The organism is Streptomyces sp. NPDC057682 (assembly GCF_042799575.1).
Lineage (GTDB): Bacteria > Actinomycetota > Actinomycetes > Streptomycetales > Streptomycetaceae > Streptomyces.
This window is the reverse complement of the sequence record NZ_JBHVIN010000015.1, coordinates 15,011-30,549: the sequence shown is the minus strand read 5'-3', so window position 1 is coordinate 30,549 and position 15,539 is coordinate 15,011. Positions and strand designations below refer to the sequence as shown.

At 70.7% G+C, this 15,539-nt stretch carries 15 protein-coding genes and 1 pseudogene; 13 read left to right on the top strand and 3 right to left on the bottom strand.

Translation table 11 applies throughout. The annotated features are described in order from the left end of the window. Positions 1-42 precede the first annotated feature (42 nt). From folE to ACFVDM_RS25910, 5 genes are read left to right on the top strand one after another with little or no spacing between them, the layout of a single operon-like run. Positions 43-672: a GTP cyclohydrolase I gene (gene folE, locus ACFVDM_RS25930; RefSeq protein WP_383644725.1), complete on the top strand. Its 630-nt coding sequence runs from the start codon at positions 43-45 to the stop codon at positions 670-672. After that, positions 669-1,337 (top strand): thymidylate kinase, encoded by a 669-nt coding sequence (locus ACFVDM_RS25925; RefSeq protein ID WP_383644721.1) that lies wholly within the window; start codon positions 669-671, stop codon positions 1,335-1,337. The genes folE and ACFVDM_RS25925 overlap by 4 nt, the downstream gene beginning before the upstream one ends. Next, positions 1,334-2,386 carry a radical SAM protein gene (locus ACFVDM_RS25920; protein WP_383644716.1) on the top strand — a complete coding sequence of 351 codons (1,053 nt, stop codon included), beginning with the start codon at positions 1,334-1,336 and terminating at the stop codon, positions 2,384-2,386. Before ACFVDM_RS25925 ends, ACFVDM_RS25920 begins: the two co-directional genes overlap by 4 nt. Next, entirely contained in the window at positions 2,379-3,470 is a 1,092-nt protein-coding gene (locus ACFVDM_RS25915; protein WP_383644711.1) for a DegT/DnrJ/EryC1/StrS family aminotransferase, read from the top strand. The genes ACFVDM_RS25920 and ACFVDM_RS25915 overlap by 8 nt, the downstream gene beginning before the upstream one ends. Then, on the top strand, positions 3,458-4,126 hold the full coding sequence (locus ACFVDM_RS25910; protein WP_383644707.1) for a PolC-type DNA polymerase III: 669 nt from the start codon (positions 3,458-3,460) through the stop codon (positions 4,124-4,126). Before ACFVDM_RS25915 ends, ACFVDM_RS25910 begins: the two co-directional genes overlap by 13 nt. A gap of 10 nt (positions 4,127-4,136) precedes the next feature. Here the strand turns inward: ACFVDM_RS25910 and ACFVDM_RS25905 are convergent, their stop codons facing one another. After that, positions 4,137-4,631, bottom strand: a complete 495-nt coding sequence (locus ACFVDM_RS25905) for an NUDIX domain-containing protein (protein ID WP_383644702.1) — start codon at positions 4,629-4,631, stop codon at positions 4,137-4,139. A gap of 147 nt (positions 4,632-4,778) precedes the next feature. Between ACFVDM_RS25905 and ACFVDM_RS25900 the strand changes: the two genes are divergently transcribed. From ACFVDM_RS25900 to ACFVDM_RS25880, 5 genes are all read left to right on the top strand, one after another. Then, a complete protein-coding gene (locus ACFVDM_RS25900) occupies positions 4,779-5,762 on the top strand; it encodes a hypothetical protein (protein ID WP_383644695.1) in 984 nt (327 codons plus the stop codon). Further along, complete coding sequence (locus ACFVDM_RS25895) at positions 5,759-7,354, top strand: PEP/pyruvate-binding domain-containing protein (RefSeq protein WP_383644690.1); 1,596 nt, start codon at positions 5,759-5,761, stop codon at positions 7,352-7,354. Before ACFVDM_RS25900 ends, ACFVDM_RS25895 begins: the two co-directional genes overlap by 4 nt. Further along, complete coding sequence (locus tag ACFVDM_RS25890) at positions 7,351-7,992, top strand: HAD family hydrolase (protein WP_383644685.1); 642 nt, start codon at positions 7,351-7,353, stop codon at positions 7,990-7,992. Before ACFVDM_RS25895 ends, ACFVDM_RS25890 begins: the two co-directional genes overlap by 4 nt. Further along, positions 7,976-8,611 carry a PIG-L deacetylase family protein gene (locus ACFVDM_RS25885; RefSeq protein WP_383644682.1) on the top strand — a complete coding sequence of 212 codons (636 nt, stop codon included), beginning with the start codon at positions 7,976-7,978 and terminating at the stop codon, positions 8,609-8,611. Before ACFVDM_RS25890 ends, ACFVDM_RS25885 begins: the two co-directional genes overlap by 17 nt. A gap of 169 nt (positions 8,612-8,780) precedes the next feature. After that, positions 8,781-9,578 (top strand): 7-carboxy-7-deazaguanine synthase QueE, encoded by a 798-nt coding sequence (locus ACFVDM_RS25880; protein WP_383644677.1) that lies wholly within the window; start codon positions 8,781-8,783, stop codon positions 9,576-9,578. Between the two features lie 660 nt (positions 9,579-10,238). Here ACFVDM_RS25880 and ACFVDM_RS25875 read toward each other — a convergent pair. Next, positions 10,239-10,334, bottom strand: a pseudogene (locus ACFVDM_RS25875) (IS5/IS1182 family transposase); the annotation flags it as partial. Positions 10,335-11,772: 1,438 nt separating this feature from the next. Here ACFVDM_RS25875 and ACFVDM_RS25870 point away from each other — a divergent pair. The 3 genes from ACFVDM_RS25870 (at position 11,773) to ACFVDM_RS25860 (ending at position 14,420) form a co-directional block, all read left to right on the top strand. Further along, on the top strand, positions 11,773-12,507 hold the full coding sequence (locus ACFVDM_RS25870; protein WP_383644672.1) for a hypothetical protein: 735 nt from the start codon (positions 11,773-11,775) through the stop codon (positions 12,505-12,507). 207 nt (positions 12,508-12,714) lie between these two features. Continuing rightward, complete coding sequence (locus tag ACFVDM_RS25865; RefSeq protein ID WP_383644669.1) at positions 12,715-13,179, top strand: hypothetical protein; 465 nt, start codon at positions 12,715-12,717, stop codon at positions 13,177-13,179. Next, a complete protein-coding gene (locus tag ACFVDM_RS25860; RefSeq protein ID WP_383644666.1) occupies positions 13,173-14,420 on the top strand; it encodes an MAB_1171c family putative transporter in 1,248 nt (415 codons plus the stop codon). The genes ACFVDM_RS25865 and ACFVDM_RS25860 overlap by 7 nt, the downstream gene beginning before the upstream one ends. Positions 14,421-14,429: 9 nt before the next feature. Here ACFVDM_RS25860 and ACFVDM_RS25855 read toward each other — a convergent pair whose 3' ends face one another. Beyond that, positions 14,430-15,026: a helix-turn-helix transcriptional regulator gene (locus tag ACFVDM_RS25855; RefSeq protein ID WP_383644663.1), complete on the bottom strand. Its 597-nt coding sequence runs from the start codon at positions 15,024-15,026 to the stop codon at positions 14,430-14,432. Positions 15,027-15,539 lie beyond the last annotated feature (513 nt).

Genomic DNA, 15,539 nt, shown 5'->3' with positions numbered 1-15,539 from the left:
GTCCCCGTCACCCTTCCCACGGACAAGTGAAGGAAGACCTTCGTGAACACCACCCTGACCATCCCCGCTGCCGCGGGAACCGGCCCGGCCGACAGCGGCCGCGCCCCGATCGACGGCGAAGCCGTCGAGCACCTGGTCCGCGACCTGCTCGTCGCGCTCGGCGAGGACCCCGCCCGGCCCGGCCTCGCCGATACCCCGGCTCGCGTCGCCCGGTTCCTCACCGGGTTCCTCTCGTACGAGGCGGGCACCACCGACACCACCTTCGACTACCACGCCGAGGGCGAGGGGTGCGTCGCCGTCGGAGGCATCCGCACCGCTTCCCTGTGCGAGCACCACCTGCTGCCGTTCACCGTCGAGGCGGTCGTCGCCTACGCCCCCGCCGACCGGGTGCTGGGCCTGTCGAAGCTGGTGCGGATCGCCCACCGGCACGCCCACAAACTCCAGTTGCAGGAGCGGCTCGGCGCCGAGATCGCCGAGGACGTCGCCCGCCTGACCGGCAGCAAGCAGGTCGCGGTGTGGCTGGTCGGCGACCACTCGTGCATGGTGGCGCGCGGGGTGCGCGCCCACGGTTCCCGCACCGCCACCAAGTACCTCCTGGGGCCGCTGGCAGGCGATGTGGCCGCGGTGGAGCGGCTGCGCCGCGTCGCCGACCTGGCCGGTGGTGTGCGATGAGCGCCGTGGTCACCCTCGAAGGCGTCAACGGGGTCGGCAAGAGCCACCTCGGCCGTCTGGCCGCGGCCGCCCTGGGCCCGGTGTGCCTGCCTCTGGTCGAACTGTCCGACTCCGCCCCTGCCGGCCTGCCCGGCCAGGTCATCGCCGCGCTGCACAGCGGGGGCGACCGGTTCTTGCGCACCGGCCACCCGGGCACCGAGACGCTTCTGCTGGCCGCGCTCCAGGTCCACCGTCACGAGGCCCTCGCCCCCGCCGGCCCGGGCCAGGTGGTGCTGGAGGACCGCGGCCCGGCATCGGTGGCCGTCTATCAGGCCGCTGTTCTCGCCGAGACGGCCGGCGCCACCGACGCCTGGGCGCTGGAGCGGGCGATGGCGATCGAGCAGATGATCCGTATGTGGCGGCCCGCTCCCGCGACCACCGTGCTGATCACCGACGACCCCGACGCGTGCCGGACCCGGTTCGAGCGGCGCACCGGCCAGGCGGCAAGCCTGGACGAGTGGGCCCTGATGTCCCGCGCTGGACGGCTCTACCACCTGCTGGCTGCCGTGTCGGACAACTATGTGGTGCTGGACCGGCAGGTGCTCGACGAGGAGAGCGCTGTCGGCCTCATCACCGGGCTGTGCCGCGACGCGGCAGCCACGGCGCCGGACGGGGTGGCAGCGTGAAGCCGGGGAAGACCATCAGCCTGCTGTGGGGCCTGCGCTCGTTCTGCGCGTCCCACGGCTGCCTCTACTGCTACTTCGGAACCACCGCCGAACACAGCGTGCAGATGCCCACCCAGCGCGGAGTGCTCTCCCATCTCTCACCGAACGACCTGACCACCGAAGAGGTCCTGTCCTTCGCGGCCACGCTGCCCGACTCGCCCGTCGGGCGGGTGTTCCTGGCCGGTGGGGAGCCGCTGCTGTGGAGGCCGATCATCAAGCTGATCGAGATCCTCAAGGCGGGCGGACTGGAGGTGGTGGTGTGCACCAGCGGCGTCGCCCTGAACCGGGCGGACCTGCGCGATCCGCTCATCGAGCTCGGAGTCGACGCGGTGTCGGTATCGCTCGACTCCGCCGACCCGGTCCACAACGACCAGTGGAGGCCGCCGCGCCGCGACGGCGACGGCTGGGAGGCCGTCGTCTGCGGGATCAGCGCGCTGATCGAGGCCCGCGGGCCCGCGCCCCGTCCCAAGGTCGGCATCTACAGCGTCATCACCCGCCAGAACCTGCCCGACATCCTCGCCGTGCCCGAACTCGCGGCGACGCTGGGCTGCGACTACGCCGTACCGCAGCCGATCGCCCTCGACCCCGGTCACCACCTCGCCCAGACGCTGTCCCTCACCCCTGAGCACGTGCCCGCGCTGCTCCGGCACTTCGACGAGCTGTACGCCGCCGACCTGCCGTTGGTGCTGCCCGAGCGCACCTACGCCGGCCAGGTCGCCTCCGCCGTCACCAAGCCCACCGATCTGGTCCCCGGCTGCTTCGGCGGCGACACCCTCTACTTCATCCAGCCGGACGGCACGGTCTGGGACTGCCCCTCCGGCCTCAAGATCGCCGCCACGGCGCCGGAGCGCTACCGCACCATCAAGGACGCCGCCGCCGGGGACCTGTTCCCGGCCCCGACCGGCTGCGGCAACGACTGCGCCCTGTTCTCCGAGGACTGCGTCAACATGTGGCCGCTCACCTCTTTCCCCGTTCTCGCCCCGACCCGACCGGAGGCACCCCGTGCCTGACCCCACCGCGTACGAGGCGATGGCGGCAGCCCTCGCCCGCATGCCCGACCCGGACAGCTACCAGGAGGTCCGAGCGCTGGAGGGTGAGCTGGCGGCCGCGTTCGGCGCCCGCCGGGCCGTTGCCGTCTCCTCCGGCACCGCGGCGATCACGACCGCACTGGCCGCCTGCGGCATCGGCGCCGACGACGAGGTCCTGGTGCCGGCCGTCACCGTCGTCATGACGGTCGCCGCCGTCGCCGCCGCCGGGGCACGCCCGGTGTTCGTCGACGCCGCCGCCGAAGGCCGGGGCATGGACCTGGCCGACCTCACCTCGAAAACCGGCCCGGCCACCAAGGCCGTCATCGCCGTCCACCTGGCCGGGCGCACCGACAACATCCACGACCTGGCCGCCTGCGCCCGCACCACCGGCCTGCGGCTGATCGAGGACGCCTGCCAGGCCCAGGGCACCACCAGCCGCGGCCGCGCGGCCGGTACCGTCGGCGACATCGGCTGCTTCTCCCTCAAGGACGGAAAGATCATCTCGTGCGGGGAGGGCGGCTACCTGCTCACCGACGACGACGCGCTGGCCGACCGGGCCGCCGCCTACCGCACCCACTGGCAGAGCCCCGCTCCCGGGGCCCCGGCAGGCAGCCGCCTCGGCGCCAACCACCGCCTCGCCGAGCCGCTCGCCGCCCTCGCCCGGCACAACCTCCAGCGCTTCCCCGACGCACTGGCGCAGCGACGCCAGCAGGCAGCCCGCCTCCACCGCGCGGTCGACGCCACCGCGGGCCTGGAGCCGATCGCCCCGGCCGACGGCGAGGTACCCAACGGCTACAGCGCCCTGTGGCGCGTGACGCTGCCCGAGCCGCGCGCCTTCGCCACCCGCCTCGCCGGCCTCGGCGTGCCCAACAGCGTCGGCACCCACCGCCTCACCGCAGCCCACCTGCACCCGGCCTGCTCCGGCTACGCCACCGGCGATCTTCCCCGGGCCCGCGCTACGGTGGACACTCTGCTGGCCGTCCCGTTCACCGAGCACGACACCGAACAGGCCATCGAGCAGTGGGCGCTGACGATCCGGCAGGAGGCCGCCGCGTGGAAGAGCTGATGCGCGACGCGCGCTTCACCAAGACGACGATCGTGGTGATCGACTTCGAGGGACTCACCCCCGCCGGGCGGCCCGCCGAGCCGATCGAGGTCGCCGCCCTCGCGCTGCGCGCCGACGGCGGCCGACTGGTGGAGGCCGGCCGGTTCGAGTCGCTGATCCGGCCGCCCGCCGACGTCCCCGTCACCCCGATGGACACCGCCCAGACCGGCCTCACCGGCGCCCTGCTCGCCACCGCGCCCCCGGCGGCCGAGGTGATGGCCCGCCTGGACGCCCGCCTGAGCGCACCGCCGTACCGGCTGGTGGCCCACCACGCGCACACCGAAGCGGGCCTGATCACCCGCCAGGCCCGGCATTGCCCCGTCCTTGCCCAGACCCCTCTGATCGACACGATCGGCCTGGCCAAGGCTGTCCTGCCGCATCTGGGCTCCTACCGGCTGGACAACCTGCTCGCCTACTACGGCATCCCCAGACCCGCGGACCGGCACCGGGCGATGCCGGACATCCAGGTCACCGCACAGATCCTTCAGCTTCTGCTGGCCGAAGGGTGCGCCACCGGCCGGTGGCGCACCATGCTGGAGCTGGAGATGGCCGCAGGTCTCCAGCCCAAGCGCCCGGCCCCGGCCGTCCCGGACGCGGAGCAGAGCGCCCTGTTCTGACCCTCCGATCTCACGCCGCCAGGCTCAGCGACCCGTCGGCGATCATCGCGAAGAGCTGCTTCACCTGAAGGCGCGAGTCCTCGGACAGGCCCTCGGCCTCGGCCGCCTCCTGCTCGGTGAACCACCGCACCTCGTGCACCGCACTGCCCGGCGCCGCGCCGTCGCCCACGCGGGCGACGTAGACGTGATCGATGTGCCGGTGCGGCTCGCGGGTGTGGTTGTCAGCGCAGGCGTCCATCTCCACCACCCACCACGGCGCGACCGGCGCGCCGTGCGGGAAGCCGGAAGGCAGCGGAAGCGACGGACCGGGCAGCAGTTCGGCCCGCAGCCCCGTCTCTTCCTCGATCTCACGCAACGCGGCCTCGGCCGCCCCCTCGTCCACCTCGACGTGCCCGCCGGCGGGAAGCCACAGCTCCAGCCGCGGGTGCCACACCAGAGCCGTCCTGCACGCCCCGTCCCCGTCGACGCGGAAAACGAACGCACTCGCCGTCGATTCCTTGATCACTTCGCTGCTCCTCGGCACTCGCCACCTACCGCGCCGCACCGGCCCACCGGGCGGCAGGGGCCGAGCCTTTCACACCACGCACCACCCATATGACCAAACGTCACCGATCCGGCCACCGCGCCGTCGACCCCGCCAAGGGAGAAACCTATGGAGCCCGTCTGGAACGGCCAGCTCACCTGCGACTACGAGCACACCAGGCCCGGCAGCACCCCGCTGGAGCTCGACCTGTACACCGTCTCCCTCACACGGTGGCCCGCTGTGTTCATGGACGACCTCCGCTCGTACGGGCGACTACGGCGGCCCGGGATCGTCGACATCCCGGAAGCCGATCACCTTGCCCTCACCGGGCGCTGGCACCAGCTCCTCGCCGATCCCGCCTACGCAAGGGCGATGACCGCCGCCGCCGAGCAGCGCCACCAGCTCGCCGACACCACCCTGCTCGCGCTGGAGCACCAGCTCAAGGCTGGTACGGCGGACGGGCAGCACCTCGCGGCGGCAACCACGGCGATCCTCGGCGTGATGAGCGCCCACGTCGTCAACTGGCTCCTGCCCGACGACGACTGGCAGCACCTGCTCGCCACCCTGCTCGGCGGTGACGCCGACGGGCGGGCCTGCCGGCTCGCCCTGAACACCCCCGACGACACCGGCCACCTGCTGGACGCGCACCTGGTGCTCCTGGACGGCGCCGCCGCGCTCGCCGACGGCAGCGACCTCGCCGCCGCGGCCGGCGCCCTCGCCGCGCGCGCCGGAACCCTGTACGGGCACGGATCCCCGGCCGCCGCGACGATGCCCCTCGAAGACCACGCCCGCGCCGCCCACCTGCTCACCGCCACCGCCGCCACCGACACCACCAGCCAGCGCCACGTCATCGACGCCTCGCGGCGCCGGGCAGTCCGGCTGCGCGACGCCTGGGTGCTCGCCGCCCGCCTCGCCGCCGCAGGCGACCCGGACGCCACCGCGCGCGTGGAGGCGATGACCATCGTCTGCCGCTGGGCGGCCGGCAGCGAGGAGACCCGCAAGGTCCAACGGCACCGCTACCTCGCCGCAGCCCGCCGCTGGTGCGAACGCCACGGCGCCGACCCCGCCACCGTGACCACCGCCGACCTGCTGGCCCTGGGAGCCGACCGATGACCACACCCCTGCCCACGCTCGGCGAGGACCTCGACATTGTGACCGCCGGAGCGAAGGCCACCGCCCTTGCCCGCCTGGCCGCCGCCGCTCTGCCCGTCCCCGAAGGCGTCGTCATCCCCGCAGGCCACTGCGACGAGCAGCTCACCGCCGCCGTCGAGGAGATCCTCGCTCGCTGCCCGGCACCGTACGGGCTGATCGCCCGCTCCTCCGCCGCCGCCGAGGACGGACCGGACGCCTCCTTCGCCGGCCTGTTCACCTCCCGCATCGCCCCGGCCGAGCCCGCCGCGCTGCTGGACGCCGTCCGCGCCGTCCGCGCCTCCGCCCACCACCCGACCGTCACCGCGTACGGCCAGGCCATGGGCGTCACCGGCGCGGTGCGCATGGCCGTCCTCGTCCAGCCAGCCCTGCGCCCGGCCTGCTCCGGCGTCCTAGCCGCCGACGTCACCGGCACCCAGTGCACCCGCTGGCGGATCGAGGCCGTCCGCGGCCTGGCCGAGCCGCTCGTCTGCGGCCGAGTGACCGGCGAGATCCACACCGGCGGCCCCGGCCCCGAAGTCACCGTCCGGCCCGCCCGCCAGGAGACCATCCAACTGCCCGCCACGGCAGCCGAGTCGGCGATGCCGCCGGGCGAGTGGGTGGACCTCGGCACGGGCACCGGGATCCGCGCCAAGATCGAAACGTCCGCAGCCGGCGTACTGCACCTGCACACCCCGGCCGCCCTGGCCCACCGGCCCGTACTCACCGCCGAAGCACGCGACCAGCTCCTCGCTGCCGCGGCCCGAGCCGCCGCGGCCCTCGGCCTCGAACGAATCGACGTCGAGTGGGCGATCGACACCGACGCCAGGCTCCACCTCGTGCAGGCACGCCCGCTCACCGTCCCGCTCACCGACCACGCCACCGCCAAGACGACGGCCGACGACGATCGGGTGCTGAGCGGGATCGCGGCCGCCCCCGGCACGGGTACCGGCCCCGCCGTCCACGCCCTCGGCGACGCCGGGATCGCCGACCAGGTGCTGGTCTGCGACGCACTCGGCCCCGAAGCCGTCCCGGCGCTGCTCACGGGACCCGCCGCCGTCGTCGCCACCACCGGCGGCGAGCTCTCCCACACCGCGATCATCACCCGCGAGCTCGGCATCCCCTGCGTCACCAACGTCACCGACGCACACCGGGCCATCACCACCGGCACCACCGTCGAAGTCGACGGCGGCGCCGGAACCGTCCGCCCCGCCCCGGCCGTCCCCGCTCAACGCACCGGCCCCCGCACCCGGCCGCTCACCGCGACCGCGGTGCTCGTCCGCGCCCTGGAACACCCGGCACCCGACGACAGCCGCGCCGCCACCCTCGTCTGGCACGACGAGCACACCCCCGCCCTCAACCCGGCCCAGGCCAGCAGCACCGGCCCGCACCCCATCGGCGTGCTCGTGCCCGGCAACGTCCGCGCACCCATCCCGATCCCGCCCGGATGCAGCCCGATCCTCCTGCCGGGGCTGGGCACCCTGGTGTGGCCGAAGGACGCCCCGCCCCCGCCCACCGAGATCGCCGTCCTCGGCCCCGACGGACAGATCCTCCACCGCAGAACGGTGACCCTGTGAACCCCGCCGAACTCCTTCGCGGCGCGGCGGCACTGATCGTGGACTGGGACGGCACCGTCGCCGACAACACCGCCGCCCGCCACACCGCTCTTCAGGCCGCGCTGGCCCCGCACCGCGTCCGCGTTCCTGCCGACCGCTACCGGGAACTCGCCGGGCTGCCCGTGCGCGAGCTGATCGCCCAGCTCGCCGCCGACGCCGCTCTTCCTTCCCCACCGGTCGATGAGGTGGTCGCGCGCAGCCGGGCTGCACTGCTCGCCGGACCGCCACCGGACCCGATCCCCTGCACCCTCGCTCTCCTCCACGCTGCCCACCAACACGGCATTCCGCGGGCCGTCGCCTCCAGCGCCTCCGCGGTGCTCGTCCGCCACGGCATCCACCAGCTCGGGCTGCAGACCCTGTTGCCGGTTGCCGTCACCCTCGACGACGTACCCCGGGGCAAGCCGGAGCCGGACGCCTACCTCGAAGCCGCCCGGCGCCTGGGCGTCGACCCCAGCCGGTGCCTGGCCGTCGACGACGCCGCCGACGGCATCACCGCCGCGCTCGCGGCCGGCATGCGCACCCTCACCATCCACGACGGCCGACTCGTCCCGGCCCACACCCCCAACACCTCCGGAGCCTCCCGTGCCGCGCAATCCTGACGACCAGCTGGCCGGGCCGCAGTCCGTGCTCGCCGTCTTCGCGCACCCCGACGATGCCGAGCTGTGGGCCGGCGGCACCCTCGCCCTCCACGCCCAGCACGCGCCCGTCCACATCGCCGTCCCCCTCCACGACCCGGTCCGCGACGCCGAGGCCAAGGCCGGAGCGGCAGTTCTCGGAGCCACGCTCCACCAGCACGCCGAGCTCACCCCCACCGCGATCCAGGCCCTGTTCATCGAGCTGAGACCGCACGTGGTCATCACCCACCCCGTCCTCGACGCCCACGCCGACCACCGGCACACCGCCGAGGCCGTCCTCCAAGCCTTGCCCGAGGCGAAGATCGAAACCGGCCGCCCCCGGCGCCTCTACAGCTGCGACACCTACAACTCCCTCACCCTCACCGGCCCGCTCGTCCCCACGGTGATGGTCGACGTCACCGCCACCTTCGACACCAAGATGCATGCCCTGCGCTGCCACAAGTCCCAGCCCATCGACGACCACTTCGGTCCCATGGCCGAAGACCTCGCACGCCTGTGGGGCAGGCGCAGCGGCGCCCTCCACGCCGAGGCGTTCACCGCGCTTCCCGTCCTCGGCCGCCTGCCCGGAGCGGCCCACCTGTGACCGTCGGACACACCCCCGGCCAGCCGGCGCACCGCCCATTCCGCCGGACAGGGAACGTTCGCAGACCGAGGCGCCACTGGCGCCGCCCAGCCCCTACGTGCGCCGGCAACCGCTGTGCACTCCCACTTACTCACAGAAGGAATCCACTTCCGTGTCCACATTGCCCGCCATGAGCCAGCTCCACATCCCCACCCGTCAGAGCGACCAGCACACGAAGTTGAAGATCAGTCAGATACTGGGGCCCACCGTCCAAGGGGAGGGCAGTGCCGCCGGGAGGCACTGCCTGTTCGTGCGGCTCTGGGGCTGCCATCTGGAGTGCACGTGGTGCGACACCGCCTACACCTGGGCAGTGACGGCCGCCAAGGCGGCGAAAACCCGCAGTGGGCAGCGGTACGAACGCAACGAGCCCGCGTACGGTGAGAAGGAGCTGGAGCCCTCCGAGATCCTGAGCCGTCTGCTGGCACTCTGGGACGTCGAGAACCGGCCGACGATCATCGTGATCTCCGGTGGCGAGCCGATGATGCAGCAGCGGGCACTCCTGCCCCTACTGGAGCAGCTGCGCAGCTGGGGCAACGAGATCCACATCGAAACGGCCGGAACCATCGCGCCTCTCGCAGAGTTCGACGCGCTCGTCACGCAGTTCAACGTGTCGCCCAAACTGGCACACAGCGGCAACCAGCTCACGAAGCGGAACAAACCGAAGGCTCTCACCGCGCTGCGGGACACGGGCAAGGCATGGTTCAAGTTCGTCGTCACCCAGAACTACACAACGGACCTGGCCGAGGTCGACCAGATCGTCGAGGCCGTGGCGTTGCCCCAGCAGAGGGTCATGGTGATGCCGGAAGGGTCGGACGCCAGGTCGAACACCGCGACCGCCCAGAAGGTGGTCGACGCGGCACTGGAGCGCGGCTACGGACTGTCCTTCCGAACGCACGTCCTCCTCTGGGGTGACGACCCCGACCGGTAGGCGTGGCGGCCAACGGGGCTCGAACTGCCGGTGAGCGCAACAGCCATCGGAGGAGGGCCCGAGGTCGCACCACGTTCCACGGCGCGCCCCCATGATGCTTCCCCAGTCGCCGATCGGGTTCCGTGCGGGCTTCGAAGAGCTCGGCGACGGCCTCTTCGCAGAGCCGGTCGAGCGCGCTCAGATCCTCGCGCGAGGCGCTGCTGAGCCTTTCGGGGCAGCTCGGTGACGCCGAGCTGGGCGACGAACTCCAGGCCACTCTTGCGCCACATCCGCAGGAGGGTCCGCACGATCTCCCGGACACACTCCATGGGCTCGGGGCCGATCGCGGGCAGCACCATGTGGTGCTGCCGTACAGGGCGGACCGCCATGACAGGCACTGACGGGGTCGATCAGACGGGGCTGCGGGGCTGTGGGCCTGGCGGCGGTTCATGGTCGAGGTGGCGAGCCGCAGGATCCGCAAGGTCTGTGGGGTACGGGGTGAGGCCGGCTGTGCGTCCTGGGGGCGCAGCGGGATGCGATCCGCCGCCGGGAGATGTACGTCGAGGGCGCCAGGCGGTGGGCGACCCGGAGGACGACCTGACCGGCGGCTTCGAGTCGGCCCGCACCGTGCACTACGCCGCGATCCTCCAGCCCGAGGACCCCAAGTACCGCGGCTACGCCCCGCGTCCCGCGCTCGCGGCGGCGGTCCCGCAGACGAGCGGCAAGGAACCGCAGGGTGGAGCTGGACACGTCGATGCCGGACGGGTAAACAAGCACACGAAGCCCCTGGTGGAGAAGGTTCTCTTGGTCGAAAACCCTCCTACCAGGGGCTTCACCTGCTTGTCATCCGAACTGGCCAACACGACCGGCAGGTTGGAAACAGCTCCTTGACCACCAAGTTGGTCCCTGCGCTCGGGACCAGCAGCGGGGTAATCCGTGAAAGCATGGCGGCCCTAACGACCCGCTCAGCAGACGTTCCGGGGATGGGCGTTCCTCGACGAGAAGGTCTCAGCTGATAAGCGCCCCGCCGAGCAACTCGCCCTGATCGCCCTGGACGAAACCCCGCACACTTCGTCCAACCATGCCGTACAGCTGCTGCTGTTCAACGCCCAGCACGTCTTCCCATCGCTCGCTCCGCCAGGCCCCTTCGGTCGCCCACCAGGAGAACGTGGGCTTTCCCGGTGTCGCCGAGGTGTCCTCCCACGGCGGCGGGTGTTCTCCTCACCGCTCGGGGGCGCGGGTACGACACCGTCATTGCCCCGAAGCCGCCCGCGCCGGACTACCACACGGTCATCACCTGCCGCACCGCCGGCACCAGGCCGGTACAGGCCCCCCGCCATCACCGCACCGGGCCGGCCGCCGACTTCACCGTTGGCGGACAAGACATCGGCGTCCCCTCCCGTGGCCCCAAGAGACAGCGCGACATCGTCGAGCGCGCCTGTCGTCGGGGCGTCGAGACTCTGTCGCAGCCCTACGCCACCTTCCCGGAAATGCCCGTCGACGCGACCGCTCGGACTGGACAACAGCGTCGTGTCGACGGGGTGCACACGGATGGCGCCAGTTTCGGCACCCTCCACCATGAACTCCAAGGCGGGCCATCACTAGGAATGCAACTCAAGCCCCTGGTGCTCAAACACCGTTACAGCGTGCCACATTTGGAATACCAAGCTGTCGATGTAGAGCAACATTTGTGCGCTGAGGCTTATTTACCGCCGCCGCTCACTCAACCAGTGCTGGAAAGCAGCGATCTGCACCCCAGCTGCCAGTGCCCCGTGTTGCTGACTCAGCGTCAAGCACACGCGCAACGTGAGAATTTACATAGACCCAAGCATCATTAGCGGCCCTTCCCCTTCGCCGGAAAGCTGACGACAACTTGATCACGCTTCACGATAGATGCGGGACCAGTCGGAATCGCCCCACTTCCCACCAATACACCCCAATAGGCCGAGGCCATCCAGCCGGTTTCCATATGGGAGCGAATCGGCTAGATATGCGGACGCGCACAAGATTCGGCGACCACCCCCAGGAGCGAATGCGCTTTACGTCACATCCCATTTATCTATGGGTTCTGATACGGCATGGTTGCCACATGAAAGCAGTTATCCCGGTCGAATCCGCGATCATGGCACTGGCCAGGCGCCTCACGAGTCAGCCCTCGGAGTGCGACGGAAGCACTGTGCAGCATTTGACTTCGGGACCGCCTGCCGTACAGCAAATGATCAAGGAGCTTGTTGGTCAGCTCGGCCAGCCCACGGCGTACTCCGGCGGCCCCGGGCTGTCCGTTCGGTGGCGCACCGAGTTGCACACCGCGACCCTTGAGACAGGGGACGGCTACCACGTGCAACTATCCGTGCGCCGGAACCTGGGCCTCAAGGAGCACAAGTGGTCGTGGCCAAGGCCTGGCTCCCTCAAGAATGAGGCACTCCCTTACCTGTGGCGCTATCAGCCGTGCGGGCGCACTCTCCCTGAGCCTGCCGCCCGGCTCGCGCAGAACTGGGTCGAACTCGAAGAGGCCCTCGCTACCCTCCTGCGCTCCTGGTGTCAGCACTTGGAGCTGCTGTTCGGGGACCGGGATGCGGGATTCACGATCGATCATGGCGACGGCCAACTGATCCTGATGGTGGATCCCGGGACCGGCATAGAGGATCCCGGCGATGGCGTCGCCGTGTTCGCCGACAAGCGGGACGGTACGGACCGGAATTCTCGACAGTTGCGCGCCATGACAGCCCGTGGCTGGCATTCCTATATACCAGTGCTCTCGTACTGGGAGGCATACTTCGACCGCGGTCGGGACGGATCTGAGGCTGCGGCCCGACTGGTCGTGGAAGAGCTTCGAGCCCGCGGTGTGAGCGGTCCGGACGCCCTTCGACTGATCCGTCCGTCCGTCGGATCAAAAGGTGGCTGGCTGGACGTCCCCGGGGCCGGTATTGCACCTGGGGCGCCTCAGTAGCTTTTCTCTAGGGGCAAATCAGGCGAAGCGGAATTCCAGCCCCCCTTGCGACCACTCCACCAAGGGATGCTTTATCGTCACCTCACGATCGTCTGCTGAATGTGAGTCACGATGATGAGGTTGCGGAGCGAACTGCGTCACCTGCTCCGACGGTGCGAGAAGCATCTTGCCGTACTGCCGGGGCATGTCAGCAGCATTCCAGGGCTAGTGGCAGCGATTGAGGCATCCCGGGGACGCACCATTCGCCTGACGCGTATAGACGAAGCCCCGGGTGACCGGCCCGACGTCTGCGGGATGCGGGCGATACACGGCGAAACCACCCACATCTTCTACCGCTCCAGACCGACTCCGTATCAGACCGAACGTCTTGTCCTGCACGAGCTGGCACATGAATGGCTCGGCCACGATCTGTCAAGCCTTTCTAGCCCGGCCGAACTGACTGCGTCAGCGCAAGACATCAGTGCGGACGTTTCCGCGCGGCAGATAGTGCACGGACGGGCACGTTACGAGCTGGCCACGGAGCGTGAAGCCGCGATGTGCGCGCACCTGCTGGCCCCCCGGGTGGGCGCGTCGGCTGCGGGAACGGATCTGATCAGCCGCCTGGAGTCCACGCTGGCGCAGCCCTTCGGCCTGCACCGTGAGGTTCGAGGCGGTGCGACCGGATCATGCTGACGTTTCTGCTCTGGGTCGTACCGGTGGTGATGTCGGCGACCGTGGTGTGGAGGTTGCCGTCCCTTTGGACGGGTAACACGCTGCACCGGAACCTGTGGCTGTGCTGTGCCGGATTCACTGCCGCCGTGTGGTGCCGAGTCCCGCCGGTGAAAGAAGCCCTCGACAACTCGGCCGTCACCGATCTGTCCGCCCTGTTGAAGTACACCTTCTCGCTGGCCGCGATCCTGGCTGGGCTGAAGTACATCGTCGAGGTCTACGGCCCGGCCGAGACGGGTGCGCCGCCCCGGCATGTCTCGGTGAGCGCGTGGGTCAGCCGCACAGCCCACCGGCTTGCAGTCGCGTGGCTGGCGCTCCTGATCGTGCTGTTCTTCTCGGTGGTAGACCGGTCCGAACCGAGCGTGGATTTCACCGCGGATCACGCCGGCCAGTGGGGCGCCGGGATCTTCCTGACCATTGCCTACACCTACCTTGCGGCGGGGTCGGGGGTGGCGTGCTTCCAGTGGTGGCGGGCCGGCCGGCGAGCGGAGTACCGGTCGCTGCGTATCGGGCTGACGCTCATGTCAGCTGCCATGCTGATCTACGCCGTCTACCCCGTGCTGCGCATCATGACGGTATGGGTGCCCGCCAGCGCCAGCGACGTCACCATGCGCACGATCGCCGACTCGGTGACGCTGACGGTGGCGTTGCTGTGGGCTGTGGGGGCCGCCGTGCCCTCGACGATCGCGCTGGCCGATCGATGGGCTGCGTGGCGGACGTATCAGAGGCTCTACCCGCTGTGGGCTGACCTGGTGCGGCAGTTCCCGCAGGTCGCTCTTCAGCCGGCCGGTACGCGTCTCGGCGAGGCCACCCGGGCCTGGGGCCCCCTCCGCGTTCGCCTCGACCGCCGGGCCCAGGAGATTGCGGATGCCGTGGAGGCCCTGCGCTGGTGCGCCACGCCGACCCTGCTGTCGTGCGCCCGGCGTCTGACCGATTCCGACGACGACCCCGACGTGACGGTCGAGGCGTACTGGATCGCCGCGGCCTTGGACAATGCGGCAGCCGGCCGTACCGCTGTCGGCCGTGCGCGGGCCCTGCCGGCCAAGTCTCTGGCCGACGCCCGCGCCGAGGCGCACTGGCTGGCCCTCGTGGCGGGCGCGTACGTTCGTGTATCCCCGGAAACCGTGCGCATCCTTCACGACCGGGCCGGGCGCCCCGAGGCGGAGGCGGACGCCCAGGCGAAACCAGTGACTACGGCGTCGTAGCGGGCTCTGTCAGCCACGGCCGGACAGCAGATCGTTGAGCGCGGCAAGTAGATCCGCGGACAGGCCGCCTCTCTGCGAGGCAAGGGAAATTCCGCGCTCGTCCGCGAGGTGACGCAGCTCGGACAGCACCCGGCGCTCGGTATCGGTGAGTGTGGGCTGGCCCTGAGGTGCGGTGATCGGTACGGCCACGCCGAAGCTCCGCTCCTGAGCATCGCGCACCTCACGAGGACTCGCTCCGTACAGCGCCGCGAGTGCGTCGACCGCCGGGGCCGTGAGCCGGCGTTCCCCGCCTTCCGCATCACCGAGGACGTGCCGGGTGAGGCCCGTGACCGCGTCGGCGGCGGCGCTCTGCGTCAGGCCCGCGTCGCACCGCAAGTCGACGAGGTCGCACGGGCCCTCGCGCGGAAAGAGGTTGTCGACGTCTACGCCGATGATGTCGGCGATGCGGACGAGCTTCTCTGCCGGCGGCGGCCGTTGGCCTTTCTCCCACCGCGCTACAGCGACGTGCGAAGTGAGCCCCAGCCCCTCGGCTACCTGCTTCTGCGTGAGGTCAGCTTGGCGACGGGCCATTCTCATCGCATCGCCGGAGAAGCGGCGTGGTGGCACAGGATCTCCCGAAGGTGCTGGTCAGCAAGGCGGTCGGCATGTGATCACCCCTTGCCTCTAGAAGGTACATCACGTAACGTCTGGCGGGATAGTTGCGGAGGCCACCCCTCCGTAACTAACACCATCCCTCCACGCCCGGCGTCCCACCACGCGCGGCTCGCCGCACGGAGAGGGGTCGGCTACTACAACGTTGTAGAACCAATCATGGACTAGTGCCACGCACGCTGCGTATGTTCGTCCTCCCCCGGGCAGCCCGCCCGCGGCGGCGAACGCGAGGAGATCACAAGCGAAGCGGACCACGAGGGTCCACGAATAGCGACGGCGCCCGAGAGCGGCAAACTCCCGGACGCCGGACGCAAAGTGGCAGCTCCGCCCCGGCAAGGGCGGCGATTGCCCACCATCACCACGCTGAGTCCTTCCGAGGGGCGCATCAGCGTGGCAACACTGCAAAGGGGAGTATCGCATGCCTCCTGCCCTGCGCAAAAGGCCCTTCAGCCCGGCCTGCGCGGCAGT